This window comes from Nocardia anaemiae NBRC 100462 (assembly GCF_001612725.1).
In the GTDB taxonomy this organism is placed as follows: domain Bacteria; phylum Actinomycetota; class Actinomycetes; order Mycobacteriales; family Mycobacteriaceae; genus Nocardia; species Nocardia anaemiae.
Genome location: NZ_BDAZ01000014.1, coordinates 76,961 through 101,900, shown reverse-complemented (window position 1 = coordinate 101,900; position 24,940 = coordinate 76,961). Strand labels below are relative to the sequence as shown.

Annotated in this window: 25 protein-coding genes; 15 read left to right on the top strand and 10 right to left on the bottom strand. The window is 66.5% G+C overall.

Features of this window, described 5'->3' with window-relative positions:
- The first annotated feature begins 77 nt into the window (after positions 1 to 77).
- The 7 genes from NA5_RS09765 to NA5_RS09735 all read left to right on the top strand — a co-directional run bounded on the left by NA5_RS09765 (position 78) and on the right by NA5_RS09735 (position 6,788).
- On the top strand, positions 78 to 311 hold the full coding sequence (locus NA5_RS09765; RefSeq protein WP_029901515.1) for a WhiB family transcriptional regulator: 234 nt from the start codon (positions 78 to 80) through the stop codon (positions 309 to 311).
- Between the two features lie 197 nt (positions 312 to 508).
- Entirely contained in the window at positions 509 to 988 is a 480-nt protein-coding gene (locus NA5_RS09760) for a metallopeptidase family protein (protein WP_169338101.1), read from the top strand.
- Positions 989 to 1,094: 106 nt separating this feature from the next.
- Positions 1,095 to 1,475, top strand: coding sequence for a DUF3499 domain-containing protein (locus NA5_RS09755; RefSeq protein WP_084483993.1), 381 nt, complete (start codon positions 1,095 to 1,097; stop codon positions 1,473 to 1,475).
- A gap of 60 nt (positions 1,476 to 1,535) precedes the next feature.
- The gene (locus NA5_RS09750) at positions 1,536 to 2,906 is read left to right on the top strand and encodes a phosphomannomutase/phosphoglucomutase (RefSeq protein ID WP_174555218.1); all 1,371 of its coding nucleotides are present in this window, start codon (positions 1,536 to 1,538) and stop codon (positions 2,904 to 2,906) included.
- 352 nt (positions 2,907 to 3,258) lie between these two features.
- Complete coding sequence (locus NA5_RS09745; RefSeq protein ID WP_062984210.1) at positions 3,259 to 4,482, top strand: hypothetical protein; 1,224 nt, start codon at positions 3,259 to 3,261, stop codon at positions 4,480 to 4,482.
- On the top strand, positions 4,482 to 5,702 hold the full coding sequence (gene manA, locus NA5_RS09740; RefSeq protein ID WP_062984208.1) for a mannose-6-phosphate isomerase, class I: 1,221 nt from the start codon (positions 4,482 to 4,484) through the stop codon (positions 5,700 to 5,702). The genes NA5_RS09745 and manA overlap by 1 nt, the downstream gene beginning before the upstream one ends.
- A 165-nt stretch (positions 5,703 to 5,867) precedes the next feature.
- Positions 5,868 to 6,788 (top strand): cation diffusion facilitator family transporter, encoded by a 921-nt coding sequence (locus NA5_RS09735; protein ID WP_062984206.1) that lies wholly within the window; start codon positions 5,868 to 5,870, stop codon positions 6,786 to 6,788.
- Between the two features lie 71 nt (positions 6,789 to 6,859).
- Here NA5_RS09735 and NA5_RS09730 read toward each other — a convergent pair whose 3' ends face one another.
- The 3 genes from NA5_RS09730 to NA5_RS09720 form a co-directional block, all read right to left on the bottom strand.
- Positions 6,860 to 8,323, bottom strand: coding sequence for a phytoene desaturase family protein (locus tag NA5_RS09730; RefSeq protein WP_062984204.1), 1,464 nt, complete (start codon positions 8,321 to 8,323; stop codon positions 6,860 to 6,862).
- Positions 8,324 to 8,368: 45 nt separating this feature from the next.
- Complete coding sequence (locus NA5_RS09725; protein WP_062984202.1) at positions 8,369 to 8,953, bottom strand: TetR/AcrR family transcriptional regulator; 585 nt, start codon at positions 8,951 to 8,953, stop codon at positions 8,369 to 8,371.
- A 141-nt stretch (positions 8,954 to 9,094) separates the two neighbouring features.
- Entirely contained in the window at positions 9,095 to 10,483 is a 1,389-nt protein-coding gene (locus tag NA5_RS09720; RefSeq protein WP_062984201.1) for a cation:dicarboxylate symporter family transporter, read from the bottom strand.
- Positions 10,484 to 10,695: 212 nt separating this feature from the next.
- Here NA5_RS09720 and NA5_RS09715 point away from each other — a divergent pair, with 212 nt between their 5' ends.
- Both NA5_RS09715 and NA5_RS09710 read left to right on the top strand, forming a co-directional pair.
- Positions 10,696 to 12,336: a sensor histidine kinase gene (locus tag NA5_RS09715; protein WP_245672172.1), complete on the top strand. Its 1,641-nt coding sequence runs from the start codon at positions 10,696 to 10,698 to the stop codon at positions 12,334 to 12,336.
- On the top strand, positions 12,333 to 13,034 hold the full coding sequence (locus NA5_RS09710) for a response regulator (RefSeq protein ID WP_062984199.1): 702 nt from the start codon (positions 12,333 to 12,335) through the stop codon (positions 13,032 to 13,034). The genes NA5_RS09715 and NA5_RS09710 overlap by 4 nt, the downstream gene beginning before the upstream one ends.
- 5 nt (positions 13,035 to 13,039) lie before the next feature.
- On the opposite strand, the gene NA5_RS09705 is transcribed toward NA5_RS09710, so the two are convergent.
- A complete protein-coding gene (locus NA5_RS09705) occupies positions 13,040 to 13,627 on the bottom strand; it encodes a helix-turn-helix domain-containing protein (protein WP_062984197.1) in 588 nt (195 codons plus the stop codon).
- Positions 13,628 to 13,764: 137 nt separating this feature from the next.
- Here NA5_RS09705 and NA5_RS09700 point away from each other — a divergent pair, with 137 nt between their 5' ends.
- Positions 13,765 to 14,778 (top strand): NAD(P)/FAD-dependent oxidoreductase, encoded by a 1,014-nt coding sequence (locus NA5_RS09700; RefSeq protein WP_062984318.1) that lies wholly within the window; start codon positions 13,765 to 13,767, stop codon positions 14,776 to 14,778.
- A 4-nt stretch (positions 14,779 to 14,782) separates the two neighbouring features.
- On the opposite strand, the gene NA5_RS09695 is transcribed toward NA5_RS09700, so the two are convergent.
- The 3 genes from NA5_RS09695 to NA5_RS09685 all read right to left on the bottom strand — a co-directional run bounded on the left by NA5_RS09695 (position 14,783) and on the right by NA5_RS09685 (position 18,416).
- Positions 14,783 to 16,096, bottom strand: coding sequence for a cytochrome P450 (locus NA5_RS09695; protein WP_062984196.1), 1,314 nt, complete (start codon positions 16,094 to 16,096; stop codon positions 14,783 to 14,785).
- 103 nt (positions 16,097 to 16,199) lie between these two features.
- A complete protein-coding gene (locus NA5_RS09690; RefSeq protein WP_062984195.1) occupies positions 16,200 to 16,922 on the bottom strand; it encodes a TIGR03089 family protein in 723 nt (240 codons plus the stop codon).
- 18 nt (positions 16,923 to 16,940) lie between these two features.
- A complete protein-coding gene (locus NA5_RS09685) occupies positions 16,941 to 18,416 on the bottom strand; it encodes an LCP family protein (RefSeq protein ID WP_062984316.1) in 1,476 nt (491 codons plus the stop codon).
- 230 nt (positions 18,417 to 18,646) lie between these two features.
- Here NA5_RS09685 and rfbD point away from each other — a divergent pair, with 230 nt between their 5' ends.
- The 3 genes from rfbD (at position 18,647) to manB (ending at position 21,732) form a co-directional block, all read left to right on the top strand.
- Positions 18,647 to 19,513 carry a dTDP-4-dehydrorhamnose reductase gene (rfbD, locus tag NA5_RS09680; protein ID WP_062984194.1) on the top strand — a complete coding sequence of 289 codons (867 nt, stop codon included), beginning with the start codon at positions 18,647 to 18,649 and terminating at the stop codon, positions 19,511 to 19,513.
- 91 nt (positions 19,514 to 19,604) lie between these two features.
- Positions 19,605 to 20,501: a glycosyltransferase family 2 protein gene (locus NA5_RS09675; RefSeq protein WP_062984192.1), complete on the top strand. Its 897-nt coding sequence runs from the start codon at positions 19,605 to 19,607 to the stop codon at positions 20,499 to 20,501.
- 151 nt (positions 20,502 to 20,652) lie between these two features.
- Positions 20,653 to 21,732: a mannose-1-phosphate guanylyltransferase gene (gene manB, locus NA5_RS09670; protein WP_062984190.1), complete on the top strand. Its 1,080-nt coding sequence runs from the start codon at positions 20,653 to 20,655 to the stop codon at positions 21,730 to 21,732.
- Between the two features lie 8 nt (positions 21,733 to 21,740).
- Here manB and NA5_RS09665 read toward each other — a convergent pair whose 3' ends face one another.
- Complete coding sequence (locus NA5_RS09665; RefSeq protein ID WP_062984188.1) at positions 21,741 to 23,318, bottom strand: carboxylesterase/lipase family protein; 1,578 nt, start codon at positions 23,316 to 23,318, stop codon at positions 21,741 to 21,743.
- 152 nt (positions 23,319 to 23,470) lie between these two features.
- Here NA5_RS09665 and NA5_RS09660 point away from each other — a divergent pair, with 152 nt between their 5' ends.
- Positions 23,471 to 23,689, top strand: coding sequence for an FmdB family zinc ribbon protein (locus NA5_RS09660; RefSeq protein WP_062984186.1), 219 nt, complete (start codon positions 23,471 to 23,473; stop codon positions 23,687 to 23,689).
- Positions 23,690 to 23,722: 33 nt separating this feature from the next.
- Here NA5_RS09660 and NA5_RS09655 read toward each other — a convergent pair whose 3' ends face one another.
- Positions 23,723 to 23,998 carry an Rdx family protein gene (locus NA5_RS09655; RefSeq protein ID WP_062984184.1) on the bottom strand — a complete coding sequence of 92 codons (276 nt, stop codon included), beginning with the start codon at positions 23,996 to 23,998 and terminating at the stop codon, positions 23,723 to 23,725.
- A 17-nt stretch (positions 23,999 to 24,015) separates the two neighbouring features.
- Entirely contained in the window at positions 24,016 to 24,402 is a 387-nt protein-coding gene (locus NA5_RS09650; RefSeq protein ID WP_062984314.1) for a YchJ family protein, read from the bottom strand.
- A 270-nt stretch (positions 24,403 to 24,672) separates the two neighbouring features.
- Here NA5_RS09650 and NA5_RS42825 point away from each other — a divergent pair, with 270 nt between their 5' ends.
- Positions 24,673 to 24,804 carry a hypothetical protein gene (locus tag NA5_RS42825; protein WP_281201700.1) on the top strand — a complete coding sequence of 44 codons (132 nt, stop codon included), beginning with the start codon at positions 24,673 to 24,675 and terminating at the stop codon, positions 24,802 to 24,804.
- The last annotated feature ends 136 nt before the right edge of the window (positions 24,805 to 24,940 follow it).

The following is a 24,940-nucleotide window of genomic DNA, read 5'->3' as shown; positions in this document are numbered from 1 at the left end:
CGGACCGGATCGGGCCTGAGATGACCGACGGAGTGACAGCACCCCGGCTCAGCTTGGTCGTGACGGGCTTCGACGAGATGTTCGAATCGATCGAGGAGCAGTGGCAGGAACGTGCCCTATGCGCACAGACCGATCCGGAGGCGTTCTTCCCCGAGAAGGGCGGCTCGACCCGTGAGGCCAAACGGATCTGCATGGGCTGCGAGGTACGCGACGAGTGCCTGGAGTACGCACTCGCCCACGATGAACGCTTCGGAATCTGGGGCGGCCTCTCCGAACGAGAGCGGCGCCGCCTGAAGCGCGGCATCGGTTAGCAGACTCTGGCGGCCCCCAGGGTTACCCGTCGCTCAGGCGACACCTGAATCGTGAGCACATGGGTAATTCCTGGGGCACGCCCGGCAGTCGAGGCACGATCGACCGCCGGTCCGCGGCGTGGCTTTCTCGTCGACAGGAGGCGGATGAGTCCGCCTCGAGTGCGCATCGCGGAAGCGGGCTGACTAAGTTTCTAGTCATGGCCCGTTCACGTAATCGTCGTCCACCGACCGCACGATCGGTGATCCGTCGTGGGCGCGGGGTGCGCGGGCCGATGCTCCCACCGACGGTTCCGGCATGGCGCACCAGGGGCCAGCAGTTCGACCGGCTGGTCCTGGAGGCCTTCGCCCCCTTGGACACCCGGTGGCACGATCGCCTAACCAAGCTCGATATCGCGGTCGACGATGTGCCGAAAATCCGTCCGCTGCATCCGGATTCGGTCACCTGGCCGGATGAGGTGGTGGCCGACGGACCGGTCCCGCTTTCCCGGCTCATTCCGGCGGGCGTGGACCGGCACGGGGTGGCCACTCGCGCCCGAGTTGTGTTGTTCCGCAAGCCACTCGAACTGCGCGCGGGCGATCCCGACGATCTGGTCGATCTGCTGCGCGAGGTCCTCGTGCAGCAGATCGCCACCTATCTCGGCGTCGATCCGGACATCATCGATCCCGAAGGCGCGTGACGAACACACCGCCGAGCGCGGGTGAACTCGCCCGAAATCGCCGAATCCTTAGCGTGTCTGAGCACATCGCCACGTCGAGCGCGTTACTCTCATCGGCGTGATCCCCATGCGTCGTTGCTGCCGACCAGGTTGCAAGAATCCCGCTGTTGCGACGCTCACCTACGTGTACTCCGACTCGACCGCGGTGGTCGGGCCACTGGCGACGGTGGCCGAACCACATTCCTGGGATCTGTGTGAAACACATGCTTCCCGCATCACCGCACCGAAGGGCTGGGAAATGGTTCGCCACGAAGGCGGATTCTCTTCCAGCACACCGGATGACGATGATCTGACGGCATTGGCCGAAGCGGTCCGCGAGGCCGGTCTGCGCCGCCGTCCCTCGGAGCACGACCAGCGTGGCTATTCCGATTACGCCCCGCCCGCACCGCGCGCCACGCGCACCGGGCGGCGCGGACACCTCCGAGTACTCCCGGACCCGCCCAGCTAGCCCTCGGACGGGACCGTGTCAGGGGTGTCGGCGCGAGCCACTAGGGTGGTCACCATGACAGTGGCCCGCTCTGCCGAATTCGTGAACGCGGTGATCAAGGCTTATGACGTTCGCGGGGTCGTCGGTGAACAGATCGACGGAGAATTCGTCAAGGATGTGGGGGCCGCGTTCGCGCGGTTGATGCGCGCCGAGGGCGCGACCCGCGTGGTCATCGGACACGATATGCGCGAGTCCTCCCCGGAATTGGCCAGCGCCTTCGCCGACGGCGTGCTCGGCCAGGGTCTCGACGTGGTGCATATCGGCCTCGCCTCGACCGATCAGCTCTACTTCGCCTCCGGTCGCCTCGACTGCCCCGGCGCGATGTTCACCGCCAGCCACAATCCGGCCCGCTACAACGGCATCAAGCTGTGCCGTGCAAAGGCGCTTCCGGTGGGCCAGGACACCGGCCTGGCGGCGATCAGGGACGAGGTGATCAACGGGGTACCCGGCTACGACGGAACGCGGGGCAGCGCCACCTCGACCGATCTGCTCGCCGATTACGCGAAGTTCCTGCGCGGGCTGGTCGATCTCGACGGTGTCCGCCCGCTCACCATCGCGGTGGACGCGGGCAACGGCATGGGTGGACACACGGTGCCCGAGGTACTGGGCACCGTGGCGCAGCTGACCCTGGTGCCGCTCTACTTCGAGCTGGACGGGTCGTTCCCCAATCACGAGGCCAATCCGCTCGATCCGAAGAATCTGGTCGATCTGCAGGATCTGGTCCGTAAGTCCGGCGCCGATATCGGCCTGGCCTTCGACGGCGACGCCGACCGCTGCTTCGTGGTCGACGAGAACGGCGATCCGATTTCGCCGTCGGCCATCACCGCGCTGGTCGCCGAGCGCGAGCTGGCCAAGGAACCCGGCGCGGTCATCATCCACAATCTGATCACCTCGCATGCGGTGCCCGAACTCGTGCACGAACTCGGCGGCACTCCGGTGCGCACCCGGGTCGGGCACTCGTTCATCAAGCAGGAGATGGCGGCCACCGGTGCGGTATTCGGCGGCGAGCATTCCGCGCACTACTACTTCCGCGATTTCTGGGGCGCCGATTCCGGCATGCTCGCGGCCCTGCACGTGCTCGCGGCGCTCGGCGAGAAGGACCGGCCGATCTCGGAGCTGATGTCGTCGTACGAGACATATGCGGCCTCCGGAGAGATCAACTCGACAGTGGCGGACGCGAAGGAGCGGACGATGGCCGTAGTGGACGCATTCCGGGATCGGGCCAAGTCGGTGGATCGGTTGGACGGGGTCACCGTTGCGCTCGCCGACGACGCCTGGTTCAATCTGCGCGCGTCGAATACCGAACCGTTGCTGCGGCTCAACGTCGAGGCCCGCTCGACGGAAGAGGTAAGCGCACTCGTGACCGAGATTCTGAGCATCGTCCGGTCCTGACTGGGATAGTGGAATCACAGCCCGGAATGAACGTGCAGGCTCAGGAGCCGACCACCGAGGAAGTAAGCGGCCCAGTCCGATACCGAGATTCTGAGCATCGTCCGGTCCTGACTGGGATAGTGGAATCACAGCCCGGAATGGACGTGCAGGCTCAGGATTCGACGCCCGAGGAAGTAGACGACTCGGCCCGATACCAAGATTCTGAGCATCGTTTGCTCCTGACTGGAATAGTGGAATTACAGACGTTGGATTCGCCCGACCTGGGCGCCGCTGTCGATCCCTCCGAATCGGCAGCCCGGGTGGGAGCAGGGCGGGACCGCACACAGCGCGATGAGGGGAGGTGGGATGCCCGATGATCGCTGGAACACCGGTGCTCGACCTCGATGATGCCGCTTCGCTCGAGGCTGCCGATGTCGGCGGCGCCCTGCGCTCCGCGGCATCCGGCGGCGCGCAGGTACGCGCGACCGCGGCCGCGGTCGGTGAGGACGCGCTCGCGCGCCTCGCTGATCTGCGACCACGCAGCGTGGTGTTGGTCTCCGGCGCCGGCCGGGCCGCGCGCGCCGCGAGTCTGATCGTCGCCGCACTCGGCGACCGCGCGGGCCTACCCGTGGTCCCGGTCGCCGCCCTGCCGCCCTGGGTCGGTCCGCTGGACGTGGTGCTCGTCGCGGGTGACGACGCGGGCGATCCCCGGCTGATCGATGCGGTCGACCGGGCCCAGCGCCGCGGCGCGGAGGTCGTGGTCGCGGCACCGCACGAAGGCCCACTACGGGCCGCCGCGGCCGGGCGTACGTCGTTGCTGCAGCCGCGAATTCCGGTCCTGGACCATAATCGGCTGCTGCGCTTCCTCGCGGCCTGTATCGCGGTGCTGCGCATCGTCGATCCGACCCGCTCGGGTGCGCTGGTACCCGATCTGACCGAGCTGGCCGATGTGCTCGATGCCGAGGCATTGCGCGATGGCCCACACAATGAGGTCTTCCACAATCCGGCCAAGACGCTGGCCGCCCGCATGCAGCAGCGCGCGATCGTGCTGGCCGGGGACTCCCCGGCCGCCAGCGAGCTGGCCGAGCACGGCGCCGAGGTGCTGTTGCAGTCGGCGGGCAAGGTGGCCACCGCGGTGCATCTGGCCGAGGCCGTTGCCGCAAATCCCCGAATGGTCGAGGCCGCAGGCGAATCCGCGCCGAACTTCGATCCGCTGTTCCACGACGAGGAGCTCGACGGACCGGCGCCGGTGGAACGCGTCCAGGTGTTCGTGTTCAGTACGGATCTGGATCAGACCGCGGCGCGTCGTCGGCTCGCCGTCTTCGGCGGCAACGGATCGGGTCTCGTCGACGCCGATCTGGTGAGCGCGGATGTCGAACTGCTGCACACCTCGCTCACCGATCCCACCGCGCCCATGCCCGCCAGAGTGGATGACTCGGGCGCACCCATGCCCGGCACCCTCGCCCACGCCAGCGAACTCGAACAACTCGCGGTGCTCGCGCTGCGCTTGGAAATGGCCGCCGCCTATCTGCGCTTGATCGGCTCGCGTGGTGGTGCGGCACCGTCCACGGAACAGCTCGACGGGGGACACTACTAGTGCACGAACTCGTTGGTGCGCTGCGTTCCTATGCCTGGGGTTCACGCACCGCACTCGCTCAGTTGTGCGGCCGACCGGTCCCTTCCGCGCATCCGGAGGCGGAGCTGTGGTTCGGCGCGCATCCCGCCGATCCGGCGCATGTCCGCTTGGCGAACAGCACCCGCTCGCTGCTGGAATTGGTCGCCGACGATCCGGAGCGCGAACTCGGTCCCGCCGCACCGGAATTCGGCGGGCGGCTGCCGTTCCTGTTGAAGATCCTCGCCGCCGAGGAACCGCTATCGCTGCAGGCGCATCCGAGTTCGGCGCAGGCGCGGGCCGGATTCGAACGGGAGAATCTCGCGCGGGTGCCGCTGGATTCGCCGATGCGCAACTACCGCGACGAGAACCACAAGCCGGAACTGGTTGTGGCGCTGGACCGGTTCGAGGCGCTGGCCGGATTCCGGGATCCACGGCGCACGGTCGAGCTGCTGCGCGCACTGGATGTGCCCGGACTGCGCTCATATGCGGAACTGCTTGCCGCCCAACCAGATTCGGCTGGACTGCGAACACTGTTCACGACCTGGATCACGCTGCCGCAGAATATTCTCGGCACACTGCTGCCCCAGGTGCTCGACGGGTGCGTGCGCTATCTCTCGGAGAAGGGCCCCCGGGAGTTCACCGCCGAGGCGCGGACCACGCTCGAACTCGCCGAGGCATATCCGGGCGATGCCGGTGTGCTGGCCGCATTGCTGCTCAATCGGTTGACGCTGGAACCGGGACAGGGACTGTTCCTGGCTGCGGGCAACCTGCACGCGTATCTGCGCGGGCTCGGTGTGGAGATCATGGCCAACTCCGACAATGTGTTGCGCGGTGGTCTGACACCCAAGCATGTCGATGTGCCGGAATTGCTGCGGGTACTGGATTTCGAGCCGATCGATCTGCCGGTGGTGCTACCGGAACCGGCGGGCGATGGATCGCTGCTTTATCGGACACCCGCGCCGGAGTTCGCGCTGCGGCGCTTCGACCTGACCGCCGAATCCGGTCGGGTGCCACTGACATCCGCGGGCCCGGGCATCGTGCTGTGCACGGCGGGGAAGGTGCGGTTGTGGCAAGGGGTGAGTGAGCTGGTGCTGGAACGCGGTGCGGCGGCGTGGATATCGGCGGCCGACACCGAGATTCGCGCCCAAGCCCTCGACGGTGACGCCCAGTTGTTCTGCGCATGCGTCGGTGGCGCGCACTGACCTGTCGCCCGGCCTGCTCGTCTGCTGCCATAGGCTGTTCGTTCGACGCCCCCAACCGGACCACGACGGAGCGAGTTTTACGAGCGCCCGTTCGCGCGAGAGGCAAGGGGCGCGAACACGCAGCGCCGCAGGCGCTGCGAATCGGACACAGGAGGAACTACCGAGATGTCGGCTGGTGGTGGCAAGAAGGCGATTCTCGCCGCATTGTCGGCGAATGCGGGGATCGCGGCGGCGAAGTTCGTCGGCGCGTTCATCACCGGTTCGGGATCAATGCTGGCCGAGGCGGTGCACTCGGTCGCGGACACCGCCAACCAGGGGCTGTTGCTGCTCGGTCAGCGCAGGGCCGCGCAGGATGCCGATGAATTGCACCCGTTCGGATACGGGCGCAATCGCTACTTCTACTCGTTCATCGTGGCGCTGGTGCTGTTCACGCTGGGCTCGATCTATGCCATCTACGAGGGCATCCACAAGATCCAGCATCCGGAGGAGCTGACCAATCCGATCGTCGCGATCGTCATCCTGTTCATCGCGATCTGCCTCGAGGGCTACAGCTTCATGACGGCGATGCGGGAATCCATCCCGCTCAAAGGCAATTCGAGTTGGTGGCGGTTCATCCGCAATTCGCGCAGTCCGGAACTCCCGGTGGTGCTGTTGGAGGACACCGGCGCCCTGATCGGCCTGGTCTTCGCCTTCGCGGCGGTCGGGCTGACCATGCTCACCGATGATCCGGTCTGGGACGGCATCGGCACCCTGGCGATCGGCGCGTTGCTCGGTGTTATCGCGCTGATCCTGATCGTGGAGATGCAGAGCCTGCTGATCGGTGAGGGCGCGACGCCGGAGGAGGACAAGGCGATTCGCGCCAACCTGGTCGACGGCAAGCGCATCGATCGGGTGATCCACCTCAAGACGCAGTATCTCGGTCCTGAGGAGATTCTGGTCGCGGCCAAGATCTCGATCGTGCCGGATCTGGATATCGAGGATATCGCCGCGGCCATCGATGACGCCGAGGCCAGGGTGCGGGCGGCCGTGCCCGCCGCGCGGGTGATGTATCTGGAACCCGACCTGTACCGGACGTCGCTGGCCTGAGTCGGATCGCTCGCTCGTCCTGTCCGGCGATCCGGCCGTGGTGCGCCTGGTCTCGGGACGCTTGACCACGCTCAAGCGGGATTCGATGTGCGCAGCAGATCCAATGGGTTTGTGTGGATGCCGAACTCCGTACGCAGCACATGCCGCGCGGCATGCGTACCGGACATGCCATGCACACCGGGGCCCGGCGGGGTCGATGCGGAGCAGAGGTAGACGCCGGGCAGTGGTGTGGCGTAGGGATTCCAGCGTGCGGCCGGGCGGAAGACGAACTGGCGCAGGGTCATCGCGCCCGCGGAGATATCGCCACCGATGTAGTTGGCATTGTGCGTCGGCATTTCGGCACCGGTGACGACATTCTTGGCCAGGATCAGGTCGGTGAAGCCCGGGGCGAAGCGTTCCACCTGGGCGATGACGGCGGCGCTGATATCGCGGGTGGAACCGTTCGGCACGTGCGCGTAGGTGTAGAGCGTATGGCCGCCCGCCGGTGCCCGCGTCGGATCGACCACGCCCGGCTGGATGGCGAGCACATATGGACGATCCGCGTGTTGTCCTGCGGCGATGGTCTTTTCGACGGCCATTGCCTCGGCGCGAGTGCCGACCAGATGCAGTGTCCCGGCGAGTTCGCAGCCGGGCGCCTGCCACGGCACCGGACCGGACAGCGCGAAGTCGACCTTGCAGGCCGCGCCGCCATAACGGAAGTGGCGCAACCCGTTCGCGTAATGATTCGGCAGCCGGTCCCCCGCCACGCGCAGCAGTTCGGCGGGCGCGGTATCCAGCACAATCGCACGCGCGCCGCCGAATTCGTCGAGCGAGTCGACGCGGTGCCCGGTGACGAGCTTGCCGCCGACCCGTTCGAGTTCGGCTATCAGCGCATCCGGAATGGCCTGGCTCCCGCCGCGTGGCAGCACCCAGCCCCCGGCGTGGGCGAGTGTCGCGAGCAGCATGCCCGCCCCGGCCGCGGGGATCGCGCGCGGCGGCGTGATCGCATGCGTGGCAACGCCGGTCAGCAGTGCCGGTGCCGCCTGCTCGCGAAATCGCAGGTTCCACATGGGCGATCCCTGCTCGAGTACGCGCAGTCCGAAGCGCAGTCCGGTCAGCGGGTCGGCTGGCGGACGGCGCAGATCCGACAGCGCGAAATCCACGACCTGCTGCGAATGTCGGACCATCGGTTCGAAGAGCGCATGCCATGCGGCGCCGTCACGGCCGAGACCAGCGGCGGTGCGGTCCAGATCGCGCCAAGCCACACCGGCCGTGCCGCCGTCGAGCGGATGCGCGTAGGAAACTTCCGGCGCGAGCAATTCGACACCGTGCGCGGCCAGATCGAAGGCACGGAAGAACGGCGACGCCAAGGCCATCGGATGCGCACCGGCACAGACATCGTGTCGATATCCGGGCAGCGTCAGTTCGGCGGTGCGGCTACCGCCGCCCGCGGTGGCCTGTGCCTCATAAACCTCGACGGTGAGACCGGCACGGGCCAGGATTACCGCCGCGGCGAGGCCGTTGGGACCGGAACCGACAACGACGACATCGGGCATACCTCGATTCTGCCGGGCCGTGCCGTCACCCGCGTGCGGTATCGATCACCCATTCGCGCCCTGATGCGTCCATTGGCTCAGCAGTACCCGGATGCGCTCTTCGCGCAGGTCGTCGACCAGCCGACCGCTGCGATCCAGGGTGGCGATGCCGTGCATCGTGCTCCAGACCACCTCGGTGCCCGCCTGTAGATCGAAGTCGCCAGCGAACGGCGCGTATGCGCTCTGGATCTCACCGAACGCGTCGCGCAGCGCCTGTGGTGCGTCGTTGCCGAAGTTGAGTTCGGTATCGAGGACGAACATCGCGTCATAGCGGGCCGGGTTCTTGGTGGCGAAGTCCAGGTAACCGCGCACAACGGCCTCGAGCGTCGCGACCGGACCCTGCGCGGCCGCCCGCCTTTCCCGCATCTGGGCGGTGAGTTCGACGATTCCCTGCTCCGCGACGGCCGACACGATCGCCGCCTTACCCGCGAAATGGCTGTAGAGCACCGGCTGGCTGTATTCGATTCGTTCGGCCAGGCGGCGTATGGTCACCGCCTCCCAGCCCGAGGTTTCGGCGAGTTCGCGTGCGGTGTCGATGATGCGCTGATGGCGTTCGGCACGTTCGCGTTCTTTGCGGCTCTGGGTGGTCATGGCCGAAATTCTAGCAGCGCTAGACAAGCTATCGCGGCTCGATTATCGATGCTCGACCATCTGGCGACGCTGGATTTCAGACCGCACCGACACCACGAAGGGGCCCGCAGATCGTGCGGGCCCCTTCGTATACGGGTACAGCTAGGCCGGAACCAGGGTTTTGGTGTCGTCCTGCTGCGGCTGCGAGCCGTGGTCATCGTCGACCATGGTCCGCTCGTCGAAGGGCAGTTTGCGATCGAGAACCGTGTGCACCCGGTCCACATCGATCGTCTTGGTCCAGGTGCCGATCAGCACCGTGGCGATGGCGTTGCCCGAGAAGTTGGTCAGCGCACGGGCTTCCGACATGAAACGGTCGATGCCGACGATGAGACCGACGCCGTCGAGCAGTTCCGGACGATGGCTCTGCAATCCGCCGGCCAGTGTGGCCAGGCCTGCGCCGGTGACACCGGCCGCGCCCTTGGAGGCGACGATCATGAACAACAGCAGGCCGACCTGTTCCCCGATGCTGAGCGGTTTACCCATCGCGTCGGCGATGAACAGCGAGGCCATGGTGAGGTAGATGGCAGTGCCGTCCAGGTTGAACGAATATCCCGTCGGCACGACGACACCGACGGTGGTCCGTTCGACGCCGAGATGCTGCATTTTGGCGATCAGCCGCGGCAGCGCGGACTCCGACGACGAGGTACCGAGGATCAGCAGGTACTCCCGCGCGAGATAGCGGACCAGCTTGAAGACCGAAACCCGCGATACACCCCACAGCAGCACGCCGAGCACGCCGAAGATGAAGACCAGACAGGTCAGGTAGAACGCGATCATCAGCAGTGCCAGTTGCTTGACCGCGTCGAGTCCGGTCTTGCCGACCACATTCGCGATCGCACCGAACGCACCGATCGGGGCCAGCCACAGGATCATCGACAGAATCCGGAACACCAGCTTCTGCACCGATGCGACACCGCGCAGGATCGGCTCACCCGCCTTCCCCATCGCCTGCAGCGCGAACCCGACCAGGAGCGCGATGAACAGCGCCTGCAGTACGCTTCCGGTGGTCAGCGAGGACAGCAGCGTGGTCGGGATGATGCTCTGGATGAACTCCCAGGTGCCACCGGCGGCATGCGCCTGATCGGCCAGCTTCGCGCCCTGTTTGGCGGTCTTGGCGATATTCATGCCCGAGCCAGGCTCCAGCAAGTTACCGACGACTATGCCGATGCCGAGCGCGACCGTCGACATGACCAAGAAGTACCCGAGCGCGAGTCCGCCGACCTTGCCGACATTGGCGGCCGAGCGCACCGAACCGATGCCGAGCACGATGGTGCAGAAGATGACCGGCGCGATCATCATCTTGATCAGATTGACGAACATGGTGCCGAGCTGGCCGACGTCCTGACCGAATTCGGGGGCCTGCCAGCCGACCAGAATTCCCGCGATGACGGCGACGATGACGGCCAGATAAAGCCAGTGGGTGCGGTCGCGTGGCACCGGCCGCTGCGCTGTTTCGGCGGTGACCGTTGTTCGGTCGCTGTTATCGCTCATGCCTGCGCCTCGCTAGCGCTCGGCTCCGGCACGAGCGATTGCTCGGCTGTGTTCAATATTCGCTCGCTTCGCTCGCTCATGGTGGGTGAAGTCCCCTTCAAGTGGTACCGGCGTGAGGTGGCTCACGCCCTCACGTGCACAATGTTGGCTGCTAGAGGTGATGGCGGTCACGCTTTGGTGCATTACGTTCAAATTGGCACGAGGGAAAGTAAGTGTTGCGCGGTGAGAAACACGGGGGACGCGGTCGGCTATCGCTGGCCGGACAGGCCTTCGTGCTCCAACTCGTTGTGCTCGGACTGGTCATCGGAATCGGCGCGGTGCTGGCCGTACTCGACGCCAGGCACGACAGCGATGTCACTACCTCGCGCGAGGTCACCGATGTCGCTTTGACCGTGGCGAACGCACGATCCACCATCGAGGCCCTGCGCACTCCCGACCCCACCGCCCTGCTGCAACCGGTCACCGAACGGACCCGCAAGGCGACCGGTATGGACTTCATCGTGGTGATGGCGCCGGACCGGACCCGCTACACCCACACCACACCAGCACTCATCGGGCAACCGTTCAGCGGCAATATCGATCGGGCGCTGGCCGGGGAGACGTTCACCGAGACCTACACCGGAACGCTCGGCCCCTCCATTCGAGCGGTCACGCCGGTCTATGACGACGGGCGCATCGTCGCCTTGGTCTCGGCGGGTGTCACCCGGGCACGGATCGGCGCTCAAGTCGGAACGCAATTGCCGTTGATTCTCGGCGTGGCCGCGGCGGGTCTGGTGGTCGCGGCGGCCGGTTCGTTCCTGTTGAGCCGCCGGATTCGTCGACAGACGCACGGTCTCGCGCCGGATGAGCTGCGCACGATGTACGAGCAGCACGATGCTGTGCTGCATTCCATCCACGAGGGGCTGGTGGTGTTCGGTCCGAGCGCCGACCGCGCCGAGGTCGTCAACGATGAGGCGCGCAGACTGCTGGATCTGCCCGACGGGCCGGTCGCGCGTGCCGATCTGCCGATTTCGATGCAGCGGATGAGTTGGGGAGTGGTTCGCGACGAAATGCATGTGACCACGGACCGGATTCTGCTGGTCAATCAGGATGTCGTCACCTGGGAGCGGCGACCGATCGGCACCGTGATCACCATTCGCGACCACACCGAATTGCGCACCGTGATGGGCGAACTCGATTCGGTGCGCGGCTTCGCGGAATCACTGCGCGCCCAGGCGCACGAATCGGCCAACCGCCTGCACACCGTGATCACCATGGTGGAGTTGGGGCGCTATCGGGAGGCGGTGGAGTTCGCGACCGCGGAACTCCAACTGTCCCAAGCACTTATCGATCGACTGCTCGCCTCGGTCGGCGATCCGGCGCTCGCGGCGCTGCTGCTCGGCAAGGTGAACCAGGCCGCCGAGCGCGGCATCGAGTTGACGATCACCGAGGATACGGCGCTCGACTCGACCGCGCCGCTGTCCGCGCAAGAGACGGTGACGCTGGTAGGCAATCTGGTCGACAACGCCATCGATGCGGCTGCCGACGGTGCGGTCGGGTGGGTGGAAGTTACTGTACGTCAACAGGATTCGGCGGATCCGCTGGTGGCACCGGAGTCGGCGGCTTTGGATTCGGTGAGAGGGGCGAACGGGGACTCGGCACTGTATGTGCGCGTCGCGGACAGCGGACCCGGCATGTCGGCCGAAAGCTTCGCCCGCGCCGCCGAACGCGGCTACTCCACCAAGGCCGACCATCAGGGCCTCGGACTGGCACTGGTCCATCGGCTCGTCGACCGGCACGGCGGCGTGATCGGCACCGAACGCGATCCGGAAAGTGCCGTGACCGTGACGATCCCACGAAAGGATGCGCGATGATCCGAGTGCTGATCGTCGAGGACGAGCCATTGATCGCCGAGGCGCACCGCGCCTATGTCGAACGGATTCCGGGCTTCAGCGCGGTCGCGGTCGCGCACACCGGTCGCGAGGCCATGCGGGCCGCGGCCGATGCCGCAGCCGAGAATGCGCCGATCGACCTGGTGCTCATGGATATCGGACTTCCCGACGCCAGCGGCCTGGATGTGGCCGCCGCCCTGACCGGCCTCGCACCCCGCCCCGATGTCATCGCCATCACCTCGGCCCGCGACCTGGCCATGGTGCGCACCGCCGTCTCCTACGGCGTGGTCCTCTACCTCCTGAAACCGTTCACCTTCGCCGCCTTCCGCGACAAACTCGAACGCTACCGCGAATTCCGCACCGCCCTACCCGCGGGCGAAACCGCCATCTCCCAACAGGACATCGACCGCGCCCTCAGTGCCCTGCGCACCTCCGACCAACGCGCCACCGCCCCCAAAGGCGTTGCCCCGCAAACCTTGGACGAAATCTCCCGCACCGTCCGCGACGCCCCCGGCGGCCTCACCGCCGCCGACACAGCCAGCACCGTCGGCGTCTCACGCATTACCGCATGGCGCTACTTGGAAAAACTGGCCGAAGACGGCTTGGTCGACCGCAAATCCGACTACGGCCGAGCAGGCCGCCCCAAAACCCGCTACATCTGGAAGCCCCGCCCCGAATAAATGTGTTAGTTCGGGCGAGGTTTGGGGGTGGTGCGGAGGTGGGCGCGTTCGCCTTGTTTGCCGAAAAGGCTCAGGAATTCGACGGGTTGGGTGTCGGCGGTGCCGAACCAGTGTGGGACGCGGGTGTCGAATTCGGCGGCTTCGCCGGGGGTGAGGATTACGTCGTGTTCGCCGAGGATCAGGCGCAGGCGGCCGTTGAGGACGTAGAGCCATTCGTAGCCCTCGTGGGTTCGGGGGTCGGGCTCGCGGCGAATGTTCGGCGGGATGACCAGTTTGTAGGCCTGGATGCCGCCCGCTCGGCGAGTCAGCGGCAAGTAGGTCATGCCGTGGCGGGTGGTCGGGCGCAGGTGGATGCGCGGATCGCCGGTCGGTGGGGCGTCGACGAGTTCGTCGAGGGTGACACCGTGTGCTTTGGCCAGCGGCAATAACAGTTCGAGGGTCGGACGCCGGTCACCGGATTCCAGGCGCGACAGGGTGCTCACCGAGATGCCGGTTTCCGTCGAGAGGTCGGCCAGTGTGGTTTCGCGCTGGCGGCGCAGTGCGCGTAACCGAGGTCCGACCGCGTCGAGGGCTCGGCCGAGGTCGTTGTCCATGCCGCCAGTTTGCCATATCGGCAAGATTGTTTGCCATTATCCGCGCCCGGCCTGCATGGTCGTCTGGAGGAGGTGGTCATGTGACCGAGCGAAGCGAGAGAACCGATCAGCACAGCACCAACGGCGGAGGCGGAGCTGTGACCGATCAGCTGGAAGATGACTATGACGTGGTCGTGATCGGCGGCGGCGCGGCCGGATTGAGCGGCGCGCTGATGCTGGCCAGGATGCGCCGGTCGGTGGTCGTCATCGATGCGGGCCAGCCGCGCAATGCCCCGGCCGAGGGCGTGCACGGACTGCTCGCCAGGGACGGGACGCCGCCGGGCGAATTGCTGGAACGCGGTCGGGCCGAGGTCCGCGGCTATGGCGGACATGTGGTGAACGGCGAGGTCGTCACGGTCGCGCGGGTTGCCGACGGGTTCGCGGTGTGCCTCGGTGACAGGTCCGTGCGGGCACGTCGACTATTGGTGACCACCGGCCTGGTCGATGAGCTGCCCGAGATCGAGGGACTGCGGGAGCGTTGGGGCCGCGATGTCATCCACTGCCCGTACTGCCACGGCTGGGAGGTCCGCGACCAAGCCATCGGTGTGCTCGGGACCGGCCCGATGGGGGTGCACCAAGCACTGCTGTTCCGTCAGCTGAGCGCCGATGTCACGTACTTCTCGCACACCACGGCACCGACGGCCGAACAGTCGGAGGAGTTGAACGCCCGCGGCATTCGCATGGTGCGCGGTGACGTGACCGCGCTGGAAATCGCCGACGACCGCCTAGCGGGAGTGCGATTGAGCGACGGCACCATAGTTCCCCGCGAGATCGTGGTGGTCGGCTCGCGGATGGCCGCCCGAGCGAACTTCCTCCAAGCACTCGGGCTGCGACCGACCGAACACCCGGCTGGCGTCGGCGAATACCTCCCCACCGACGCCACCGGGCGAACCGATGTGCCCGGCGTATGGGCCGCGGGCAATGTCACCGATATGACCGCACAGGTGGGGGCGGCCGCCGCGGCAGGCGCAGCGGCCGCGGCCCAGATCAACGCCGATTTGGTCGCCGAGGAGACCCGCCGAGCCGTCGCTGCCTACCGCGAGCCGTTCTCCGCCGAAACCGAAGCGCAATTGTGCGAGGCCGTTACGGGTGACCGTCGGCACGGCATATAGCCGCTCAGACCGTCGTCGGCTCGGGAGCCGGGGTGCTGGCCCGGCGACCGAGCCGAACCGGCATTCGCTCATATCCGTGCAGCGTGAACAGCTTTCGACGCTGCGGTGTTCCATCGAGTTGCAGGTCAGGGAACCGCTCGAACAGGGATCGCAGTGCGTAGGTCGCCTCCATGCGGGCCAGGCTCGCACCGAGGCAGGCGTGGATGCCACTGCTGAATGTCAAGTGCTCCTTGGCATTCGGGCGTCCGACATCGAAGACTTCGGGATCGGCGAAGACCGCGGGGTCGCGGTTCGCGCCTGCCAGCGACAGCACCACGGTATTACCCTTGTGCAGCCGCACACCGTCGAGTTCCAAGTCGGTCGATGCGATTCGCGCCGTCGTCTGCACGGGTGCGTCGATACGCAGCACCTCTTCGACCGCATTCGGCCAGAGATCGGGTTCGGCGCGCAATCGATCCAATTGCTCGGGATGGGTGACCAATTGGACGACACCGTTGCCGATCAGGTTGACCGTGGTCTCGAAGCCCGCGCCCATCAACAGGCTCGCGCTCGCCTTCAAGGCGAAATCGTCGAGTTCACCCGCGGTGACCAGACTGCTGAGAATGTCATCACCCGGCTCGCGGCGCAGTCGCGCGATATGGCCGTCGAGGTAATCGTTCATCACCTCCATCGAACCGAGCGCACGCCGGAATGCCCGCCAGGAAATCCCGATATCGAGCAGCGGTGTCATCCGATCGCCCCAGTCCAGGAATAACTTTCGGTCCTTTTCCGGGAAGCCGAGCATTTCCGAGATGATGGCGATCGGCACCTGCGCGGCATACGACTGGATCAGATCGGCCGAACCGCCCGAGGGCAGCGCACCGAGCAGCTCCTCGGTGACCGTCTCGACCCGTTCGCGCAATCGGCCGATCGCGCGCGGGGTGAAGGCCGCCGCGACCGGCTTGCGCATCCGCGTATGCTCCGGCGGGTCGATGACCAGCATGGACGGTGGCTCAACCGGATTGGGCGGCAAGGGAAGTCGCTGGGCGAGCAACTGCAGCGGCTTCGGAATATTGAAGGAGTCCGTGGTGCGCACACCGAATCGGTTGTCCCGCAAAACCGCCCGGCACAGCTCGTAGTCGAAGCTCGCCCAGGCGATCGAGGTGCGCTGCATCCGCCCCTGCCCGCGCAGCCGCTCGATCAGTGGATAGGGATCGGCCAGACCGTCGGGTCCGCCCATCAGCTGGGCGAACGGATCACCGCGTCGCGCCTGGGTGCGCAGGGCCAACCGGGGCGCCCCCTGTACCGATAACCATCGGAACCAATACTGCGGCTTCATCACTTCACCAACCCCATCGTTGCGCGACAATTCCACCGTACGTACTCCCCGGCCAGGGTGGAACGTCCCATGGTCGGACGCCGACCTATACCAGGGTAGGAGCTCAGCCGCGTTGCGCGGTGACCCGCTCGGATTCGATGCGCCGCTCGCGCAGCGCCGGATCCGGATTGACGACCTGCACCAGCGAGGCCCCCGCGACCAGCACCGAGACGAAACCGTCGATCAGTTCAGCCGGAGTATCCCAGGACGTGCTCGACAGCACCCGGTCTCCTTCGGAAAAGCCTTGTAGCACAGCTGATTTCCTGGCCTCGGCGAGTACCTCGGAAACCGGCATCCCGTCCAGCGCCACCCCGGCGCCGCGCGGCATGAACTGGTCTCCGTGCACCCGCACCGAGGTGGCGAAATCGGTGATGCCGATCGGCAGATCGCGCACCGGCATACCGAAGGCGTCCAACGAGAGCGCGGCGACCTCCGCGATACCGTCGGTCTCGTCCAACCGTTCGGCGGTCGCAAGCGCCAGATCGGCATCCGGATCGGGTCCGAGCACCACCTCGGTCCCGGCCCACCAGCAGCCGAGCAGCACCGCGGCGGTCTGCCAGTGCGCGGGCAGCAGTACCGCGACGCGCGCACCGGGGCTCAAGCCGAATTCGTCACGGATCAGGTTGCCGGTCTTGGCCGCCCAGTTCGCCAGGGTCAGCCCGGACAGTTCGATCCGGGCGCCGGTGGCATCGTCGTAGTAGGTGACGCGCGGACCTGCCGGATCGCGCTCCAGGATCGGATCCAGCACCGCCTCGGTGAGTGTCAGCACGTGGTCGTGGTCACGCATCGGTCAATTCACGCATGGTCAATTCACGCATTTCGGTCCGTTCTGGCCTGCGTCGATCGGTGGAGCCGGTGGTACGGGCGTCGCGGTGCTCGACGTTCCGGAGAAGTCGAACATGCTGCCCGCGGTCGAGCCCGGACCAGAATAGTCGCTTGCCAGCACGACGCTGACCGAATCCGGGGACAACGTGCTGTCCGCGACGACCGTCAGCCCACCGAGCGCCTGCGCGACCGCCTTGGCCTTGGGATTCGAGGTATCCAGCGCGAGGACTCGACTGCTGGTGACACTGGGCCCGGTGTAGTTGCCGACCAATCCCTCCTGGAATCCCTTGGCCGTCAAGGCCTGAGCCACCTGCCCCGCCAGCCCGCCGATCCCGCTCGCATTGAACACACTGACGCTCACCGATGTCGGATCGATCGTCGGCTCGGCATGATCGGCGGACTTACCATCGACCAGCGATGCCACATACGACTTGACCGCCTTCGGATCCACCCGCACCACCGACTCCCCGTCACTGGTCGTGTCGTTGAGATCGGCGACCGGAATCGTCTCGAAACTGACCTGGCCGCCGGAAAGATCCTTCAGCTGTTGCAGAAACGAGAGCACGTCCCAGTCGTCGTCCAGCACCACGGTTCGCCCGACCGCATCGCTGAGATTCTGCAACTTGCCCGGATTGCTCAGCGTCTTGGCGCTGAGTGCCTGGCCGACCAGTTGCGCCATGAAGACCTGCTGACGCACGATCCGGTCCAGATCGCCGCGCGGCAGATCGTGGCGTTGGCGCACGAAGCTCAAAGCCTTTGGGCCGTCGAGCTTCTGGCGACCGGCCCGGAAGTCCGCGCCGGACATCCATTCGTCGACCGGATTGTTCAGGCATACGTCGACCCCGCCGACCGCATCGGTCAGCAGCACGAAGCCGAGCAGACTGACCTCGGCGTAGTGGTCGACGGTAATGCCGGTGAGATTGGCCACGGTCTTGATCAGCGCCTGTCGCCCCGCCTGGGTGGACTGCTTTTCCGCCTCGGCCTCCGAAACGCCCTGGTTGATCAGCTTCAGGCGCTGGGTCTCCTTGGTCGAGCCGTAGGCCGAGTTGATCTTGCCCTTGCCGACGCCAGGAATGTCGACATAGGAGTCGCGCGGAATGGAGATGGCGGTGGCGGAGCGGCCGTCGTTCGGGATGCGGACCAGCACGATGGTGTCGGTATTGGTGCCGACCTCATCGCCCGCGTGCAGCATGGCGCGCTCATTGCCGCTGAGCGGATTGCCGTGTGCGTCGGTGCGACTGTCCACACCGACCAGCAGGATGTCGACGGCACCGTCGCGGCCATCGCCGAGGCCGAGACCGCCGATGCGTTCGATATTCGAGATCAGCGAGTCCACACTGTGCCAGGCGAATCCGGTGATGAGCAGAACCAGCACCGCCCCGACCGCGACGACCGCGCGCAGCGGACCCAAACCGCTTGCGGCTTCGGATTGTCGCGACGACGCTGTCGCCCTCATCTTCTGCGGCACCACTGCATCCTCTCGCCAAAACCGAGCATCCTGCTGCGCTTGCCCACGCGCTCCCAGCTGATGTGCCGACCGCACAGCGCCGGTTTCGTCGAAGCCGACGCATCGCTGACTCGACCGCCCCGCCCGCGGTAGCCCCCGTCATGCTTGCCCCGAGGCTAACCGACGGCTACCGCGGCGGCCCTCAACCGCAGGTGTCACGGCGTGCCAGACTCGTGCCCGTGACCGCGATATCGCCCTCTTCGACCGTAGCCGCGCGTCTCGTCGTGACCGGAGCGGGTGGGCAGTTGGGACGCGAACTGTTGCGCCGCGCACCCGATGCCCGCGCCTTCGGTCGCGACGAATTGGACATCACCGACGCGACCGCCGTGCGCGCCGCACTCGAACCCGGTGATGTCGTGCTGAACTGCGCCGCCTACACCGCCGTCGACCAGGCCGAATCCGATCCCGCGGCCGCCTTCGCGGTCAATGCGACCGGACCGGCCGTACTCGCCGCCGCCTGTGCGCGGGTGGATGCCCGATTGATCCATGTTTCGACCGACTACGTGTTCGCGGGAACCCACGACAAGCCGTATGACACCGACGATCCGACCGAGCCCGCCACCGTCTACGGCCGATCGAAATTGGCAGGCGAACAAGCCGTGCTCGACACCGCGCCGCACGCGCACGTGGTGCGCACGGCGTGGGTATACACCGGGCGCGGAAGCGATTTCGTCGCGACCATGCTGCGGCTGGAACGCGAACGCGACACCATCGATGTGGTCGAGGACCAGCTGGGCTCCCCGACCTACGCCGCCGATCTGGCCGCCGGACTCCTGGAATTGGCCCGTCGCCCGGATGCACCGCGAATGCTGCACGCCACCAACTCCGGCCAGGTCAGCTGGTTCGAATTCGCGCGGGCGATATTCGCCGGGGTCGGCGCGGATCCGACTCGGGTGCGACCATGTGACTCGACCGCATTTCCGAGACCCGCACGGCGCCCGGCATATTCGGTATTGTCCAACCGCTCCTGGACCGACGCCGGACTGACGCCATTGCGGCCGTGGGAGGTCGCACTCGGGGACGCGCTGTCGGGGTTGTCACAGTAGGCTGCATGGCCGTGAGGGAGCGACAGCGAGTGAACCATCAACACAGCGCGCAATCGCGCACGACGGAGCCGAGCGTCAGCGAGGCACAGTCGTGAGTGATTCCGGATCGGCTCGAGGCGGCCTTGTCGTCGTCACGGTGACTTATTCACCCGGCGAGCACCTCGAGCACTTCATCACCACCCTGGCCGCGGCCACCAGCGAAAAACCGCAGGTTATCCTGGCCGACAACGGTTCGGTGGACGGTGCGCCGGAGCTGGCGGCGGAGGCCAACGCACACGTGCGGCTGCTACGGACCGGCGGAAATATCGGTTACGGCGGCGCGATCAACCGGGCGGTCGCGGAGATCGATCCAGATGTCGAATTCATCGTCATCGCCAATCCGGATATTCGCTGGGGCACCGATTCCATCGACAAACTGCTCGCCGCCGCCAAGCGCTGGCCGCGGGCGGGCGCGCTCGGACCGATGGTGCGCGAGCCCGACGGCAGCGTCTACCCGTCCGCACGCTCGGTGCCCGGACTGCTCGACGGCGCCGGACATGCCGTCCTCGGCACCGTATGGCCGTCGAATCCGTGGACCCTGCGCTACCGCCAGGACAACGAGCAGATCTCCGAGCGGGCCGTCGGCTGGCTGTCCGGTTCGTGTCTGCTGGTGCGGCGCACGGCCTTCGATTCGATCGACGGCTTCGACTCGCGCTACTTCATGTACATGGAGGACGTGGACTTCGGCGACCGGATGGGCAAGGCAGGCTGGCACAACGTCTTCGTGCCCGATGCCGAGGTCACCCATGCCAAGGGGCACGCCGCCGGCCGCCATCCCGAGGTGATGCTCCCCGCGCACCACGCCAGCGCGTACCGATTCCAGGCCGATCGGCATCCGCACTGGTGGCAGGCGCCGTTGCGGTTGGCGCTGCGGGCCGGACTTGCGATCCGTTCCCGGATTGCGGTTCGATCTGCGCTGCGTCAACAGGCGCGGGAAGCCCAGAGCTAACGTCACAAGTTCGGCACGCAACGGTGCCGAGACCGTGTCGCTGGGTACTGAGACTGGTGTCGTCCGTAGACGCGGAACTTCGGCGGTGTCCGGAATCAGTACCCGACCGGGCGCACCACCGAGCACGACCCACTGTGAACAGGGGAGCAAGATGGCAGCAAATGCAGGCACCGACGCCGTGATTCTGGTCGGCGGCCAGGGCACGCGGTTACGTCCGCTCACCCTGTCGGCGCCCAAGCCGATGCTGCCGACGGCCGGACTGCCGTTCCTGACCCACCTGCTCGCCCGCATCGCGGACGCCGGAATCAGCCACGTGGTGCTCGGCACCTCGTTCAAGGCGGAGGTCTTCGAGGAACACTTCGGTGACGGCAGCGACCTCGGCCTGGAACTCGAATACGTCACCGAGACCGAACCGCTCGGCACCGGCGGCGGCATCCGCAATGTGCTGCCCAAGCTGCGCGCCGACAACATCATGGTGTTCAACGGCGATGTGCTCGGCGGCACCGATCTCGGCGCGATCCTGGACACCCACGAATCCACGAATGCGGATGTGACATTGCATCTGGTTCGAGTGAGCGACCCGCGCGCATTCGGCTGTGTGCCGACCGATGAGCAGGGGCGGGTCACCGCGTTCCTGGAGAAGACCCAGGATCCGCCGACCGATCAGATCAATGCCGGTTGTTATGTCTTCCGGCGCGAATACATCGAGAAGATCCCGGTCGGGCGGCCGGTCTCGGTGGAGCGTGAGGTGTTCCCCGCGCTGCTCGCCGAAGGCGCCCGGGTGCAGGGCCACGTCGATACCTCCTACTGGCGCGATATGGGCACTCCCGAGGATTTCGTGCGCGGCTCGGCCGACCTGGTCCGCGGCATCGCCCCCTCTCCCGCGCTGCCCGGTCAGCGTGGTGAATCGCTGGTCCACGAGGGCGCGGGCGTCGCTCCCGGCGCCCTGCTCATCGGCGGTACCGTCGTCGGTCGCGGCGCCGAGGTGGGCGCAGGCGCTCGCCTCGACGGCGCGGTGCTCTTCGACGGCGCCCGCATCGAAGCGGGCGCAACCGTGGAACGCTCCATCATCGGCTTCGGCGCCCGCATCGGTCCGCGCGCCCTCGTCCGCGACGCCGTCATCGGCGACGGCGCGAACGTCGGCGCCCGCTGCGAACTACTACGCGGGGCCCGCGTCTGGCCCGGCGTCGACATCCCGGACGGTGGCATCCGCTTCTCGACCGACGTGTAATCGATGCCTCAGCTGAAACCGACCGCTTGTTCGCCCCATGCGGTGTGCAGGTCGCGGTCCGGGTCGTCGATTACGCGGTCGATATTGTCGATGAGCAGGGTGGTTCGGGTGCCGGGGCGGTAGGGGGGCCAGTGTTTGGAGCCGTCGATGGCGGCCGGGACCCCGTGGGTGGCGAAGGCGAGCCAGCGCCGTTGCATGCGACCGGATACTTCCATGGCTACCTTGCGCCCGCCGAGCCAGAAGGTGGGGTCGTGGTTCAGGGTGCCGAAATTGCCGAAGACATAAGGCAATTCGGTGGCGTGACCGGCACCGACCCGGGCCGCCTTCAGCATCGGGGTGGCATGGTCGAAACGGTACATCCAGGTCGGTGAGTGCTGGGCGTGGCCGTCGGCGACCCAGTGGGCGGGCATGCGGAAGGCCGCGTCGGTGGACATCGCAAGTGCGCCACGGGTCTTCGCCAGATCCGGATAGGCCGAGGTGATTTCGGCGATCCGCTCGGGCGACATATCCGGATGGTTGGCGGCCACATCGCGCAACATGGCATTCACCGCATCCGGGGTCACCGGCATGATCGGTGAGCGGAAGACGCGGAACAGCGAGGCCTCGTCCTTATTGGAGCCGATGATCAGCGGCACGCGATGCGAGCGGCCCTGTTGGAAGCGGTCGATGGGGTAATTCGGGACCAGATCGCCGTCGACGACGGGCGCGGCGGCGAGTCGGCCCGGCTCCTTCAACGGAATCTCATCCAGCAGGATGCCCGCGGCGGTCACGATTCGTTCGATCGGGCATTCCAGCAATTCGCTTGCGCGGGAATACGGCAGCTCGATCAGTTCCAGAAAGCGTTGGGCCACAGCGGCGGCCCGTGCCTGGCCGAAAACCGTTGTCGCGGGCGGGCTTTGCGCGATCGCCTGGTGGAACAGGCCAGCGGCGCGCGGCGCGGTGAGTAGGGCGGTCACGCATCCGGCGCCGGACGATTCACCGAATAGGGTCACATTGCCGGGATCGCCGCCGAATGCGGCGATATTGTCGCGGACCCACTCGAGTGCGGCGATCTGGTCGTGTAGACCGAGATTCGGCGTGAAATCGTCGGAGAGCGAGGACAAGTCGAGGAAGCCGAGCGCGCCGAGGCGATAATTGACCGTCACCACGACCACGTCACCGGCTTCGGCCAGCTTGCGACCGTCGTAGATGGCCTGGGCCGCGGTGCCGAGGCAGTAGGCGCCGCCGTGCAACCACACCAGGACCGGCCGCGGCGCACCGGTATCGGCCGAGCTGCGCGGCGACCACACATTCAGCCACAGGCAGTCCTCCCCCATCCGCAGGTCGGAGTCGACCGGAACCATATTGCCCATGGTCTGCGGGGCGATCTCGCCGAAGGTGGTGCACTCGCGGATTCCGTCCCACGGCTGCGGCGGCAGCGGCGGCCGGAACCGGTTCGGGCCGGACGGCGCGGATGCGTACGGAATGCTGCGCCATACGGCGACCGGTCCGTCCCAGCGTCCATTCACGCGGCCCCAGGTCGTTTGCGCGACCGGCTCGGTGTCGCCGACCTCGGAGCCAGGTTCGATATCGAACTGCGTGGTCATGTTCCGCACCTCCTGCCTACGACCCGGGCAGTGCGCTGCGAGTTTGCTCCGGCCGGGTCCAAGCACCTAGCGATCTCTTATTCGAGAGTACGTCCAGTTGGACAGTGGGATAGGTGGGACGCACCTCTCACCCATGGCGCTACGCTGGGCCGATGCCGAGCTATAGCTTCCGGTGTCGCAGCTGCGGCGACACTTTCGAGGTGAACCGTCCGATGGCGGAGGCGTCGAATCCGGCGGCCTGCCCGAACGGTCACGATGACACGGTCAAGCTGCTGACCACATTCGCCACGGTCAGCAGGGGTGCCGCGGCACCTGCGCCCGCGCCGCGACCCGCCGGTGGTGGGTGCTGCGGTGGCGGCTGCTGTTCCTGAATCCGGCGTGGCCGACGTCACGCTGGTACGGGGTCAGTCGCGCTTGTCGACGTGGCCGAGATCACGCTCCGGTGCGACGCGATCGCGCACACGCTGCTTGAGTACCGCGATATCCGGGAATCCGCCGTCCGCCTTGCGCTCCCAGATCTGATCGCCGTCGATGGTGATGCGAAAGACGCCACCCGAGCCTGGAATCAGCGCCACCTCACCGAGTTCGGTGGCGAAGGTGCTCAGCAATTCCTGTGCCATCCAGCTCGCGCGCAGCAACCAGCGACATTGCGTGCAGTATTCGATCGCGACACGTGGCATGGGTGGCACGCTACCCGTCACGGCTCGATGACGCCGTCGAGGTAGACCCAGGCGCCGTCCACCCGGGTGAATGTGCTGACCTCGTGCAGAGATCCGCGCCGATCGGCCTTGTAGTGGGCAAGGAATTCCACGATGCCGGTGTCGTCGAACGGTCCGCCGCGCTCGGTGCGCAGGATCTCCAGGAACAGCCAGCGCTGGGCCGGATCCAGCTCCAGCGTCTTCGGTCGGGTGCGCGGATGCCAGGACCGCAGCAGGTATTCGGTATCGCCGACCACGAATGCGGTATAGCGCGAACGCATCAGCGCCTCGGCCGTCCCCGCTGACCGCTCCCCCGCGAGCACCGGTCCACAGCAGGCCCCGAACGCCTCCCCGCGCTTACACGGGCACGGCTGCGACTCATCCATGACCCGAATCTTGCTCGTCGCACGTATCACCGCGCGCACCGGGCCGCTGGGTCGGCCTCGATCAAGATCAGGTGGCACTGGTGGCGTGGGCTACTACTCGGGCGATGCCTGCACAGATTCCACCTGATCTTGATATGCGCGCCTGGGGATGAACGGTTCGGGGGTGGGAGTGGTCGGGATGGCGTGTCGCTCGGAGTGTCGGGGAATGGTGGGCTGGTAGGGGCGATCCGGCAAGTCCGGGGTGACGAATCACGGTGTGGATATGCGGAAGTGTCGACACCGATCGAGGAGCCCGCCGTGGGACTGCTGAATGTGTTGAACATCTTGGGTACCGGCTCCGCCATTGCCTCGGACAGCATTTCGCTATTGACCAGCATCATCGGGCTGTTTGGCATGTTCTGATCCCGATTGACATTGCGCGCCGCTGATATGCTGCGGCACAACAGGTTCGATGGATTCACCGCGCATTGGCTGCCGATGCGTCGGCGTACCGATGCGCCACCGATATGCGGCCATATCATTCGGCCGCCGAACCCAT

Excerpts from the sequence above, each read along its gene's own strand:
- NA5_RS09720 (WP_062984201.1), bottom strand. The coding sequence starts at position 10,483 with ATGAGCGATAACAGCGACCGAACAACGGTCACCGCCGAAACAGCGCAG.
- NA5_RS09760 (WP_169338101.1), top strand. The coding sequence starts at position 509 with ATGGCCCGTTCACGTAATCGTCGTCCACCGACCGCACGATCGGTGATC.
- NA5_RS09650 (WP_062984314.1), bottom strand. The coding sequence starts at position 24,402 with ATGGATGAGTCGCAGCCGTGCCCGTGTAAGCGCGGGGAGGCGTTCGGG.
- NA5_RS09730 (WP_062984204.1), bottom strand. The coding sequence starts at position 8,323 with ATGCCCGATGTCGTCGTTGTCGGTTCCGGTCCCAACGGCCTCGCCGCG.
- NA5_RS09735 (WP_062984206.1), top strand. The coding sequence starts at position 5,868 with ATGTCGGCTGGTGGTGGCAAGAAGGCGATTCTCGCCGCATTGTCGGCG.
- NA5_RS09665 (WP_062984188.1), bottom strand. The coding sequence starts at position 23,318 with ATGACCACGCAGTTCGATATCGAACCTGGCTCCGAGGTCGGCGACACC.
- NA5_RS09655 (WP_062984184.1), bottom strand. The coding sequence starts at position 23,998 with ATGCCACGTGTCGCGATCGAATACTGCACGCAATGTCGCTGGTTGCTG.
- NA5_RS09690 (WP_062984195.1), bottom strand. The coding sequence starts at position 16,922 with ATGCGTGACCACGACCACGTGCTGACACTCACCGAGGCGGTGCTGGAT.
- NA5_RS09705 (WP_062984197.1), bottom strand. The coding sequence starts at position 13,627 with ATGGACAACGACCTCGGCCGAGCCCTCGACGCGGTCGGACCTCGGTTA.
- NA5_RS09745 (WP_062984210.1), top strand. The coding sequence starts at position 3,259 with ATGATCGCTGGAACACCGGTGCTCGACCTCGATGATGCCGCTTCGCTC.
- NA5_RS09695 (WP_062984196.1), bottom strand. The coding sequence starts at position 16,096 with ATGAAGCCGCAGTATTGGTTCCGATGGTTATCGGTACAGGGGGCGCCC.
- NA5_RS09685 (WP_062984316.1), bottom strand. The coding sequence starts at position 18,416 with ATGAGGGCGACAGCGTCGTCGCGACAATCCGAAGCCGCAAGCGGTTTG.
- manB (WP_062984190.1), top strand. The coding sequence starts at position 20,653 with ATGGCAGCAAATGCAGGCACCGACGCCGTGATTCTGGTCGGCGGCCAG.
- NA5_RS09755 (WP_084483993.1), top strand. The coding sequence starts at position 1,095 with ATGCGTCGTTGCTGCCGACCAGGTTGCAAGAATCCCGCTGTTGCGACG.
- NA5_RS09765 (WP_029901515.1), top strand. The coding sequence starts at position 78 with ATGTTCGAATCGATCGAGGAGCAGTGGCAGGAACGTGCCCTATGCGCA.
- NA5_RS09710 (WP_062984199.1), top strand. The coding sequence starts at position 12,333 with ATGATCCGAGTGCTGATCGTCGAGGACGAGCCATTGATCGCCGAGGCG.
- NA5_RS09725 (WP_062984202.1), bottom strand. The coding sequence starts at position 8,953 with ATGACCACCCAGAGCCGCAAAGAACGCGAACGTGCCGAACGCCATCAG.
- NA5_RS09660 (WP_062984186.1), top strand. The coding sequence starts at position 23,471 with ATGCCGAGCTATAGCTTCCGGTGTCGCAGCTGCGGCGACACTTTCGAG.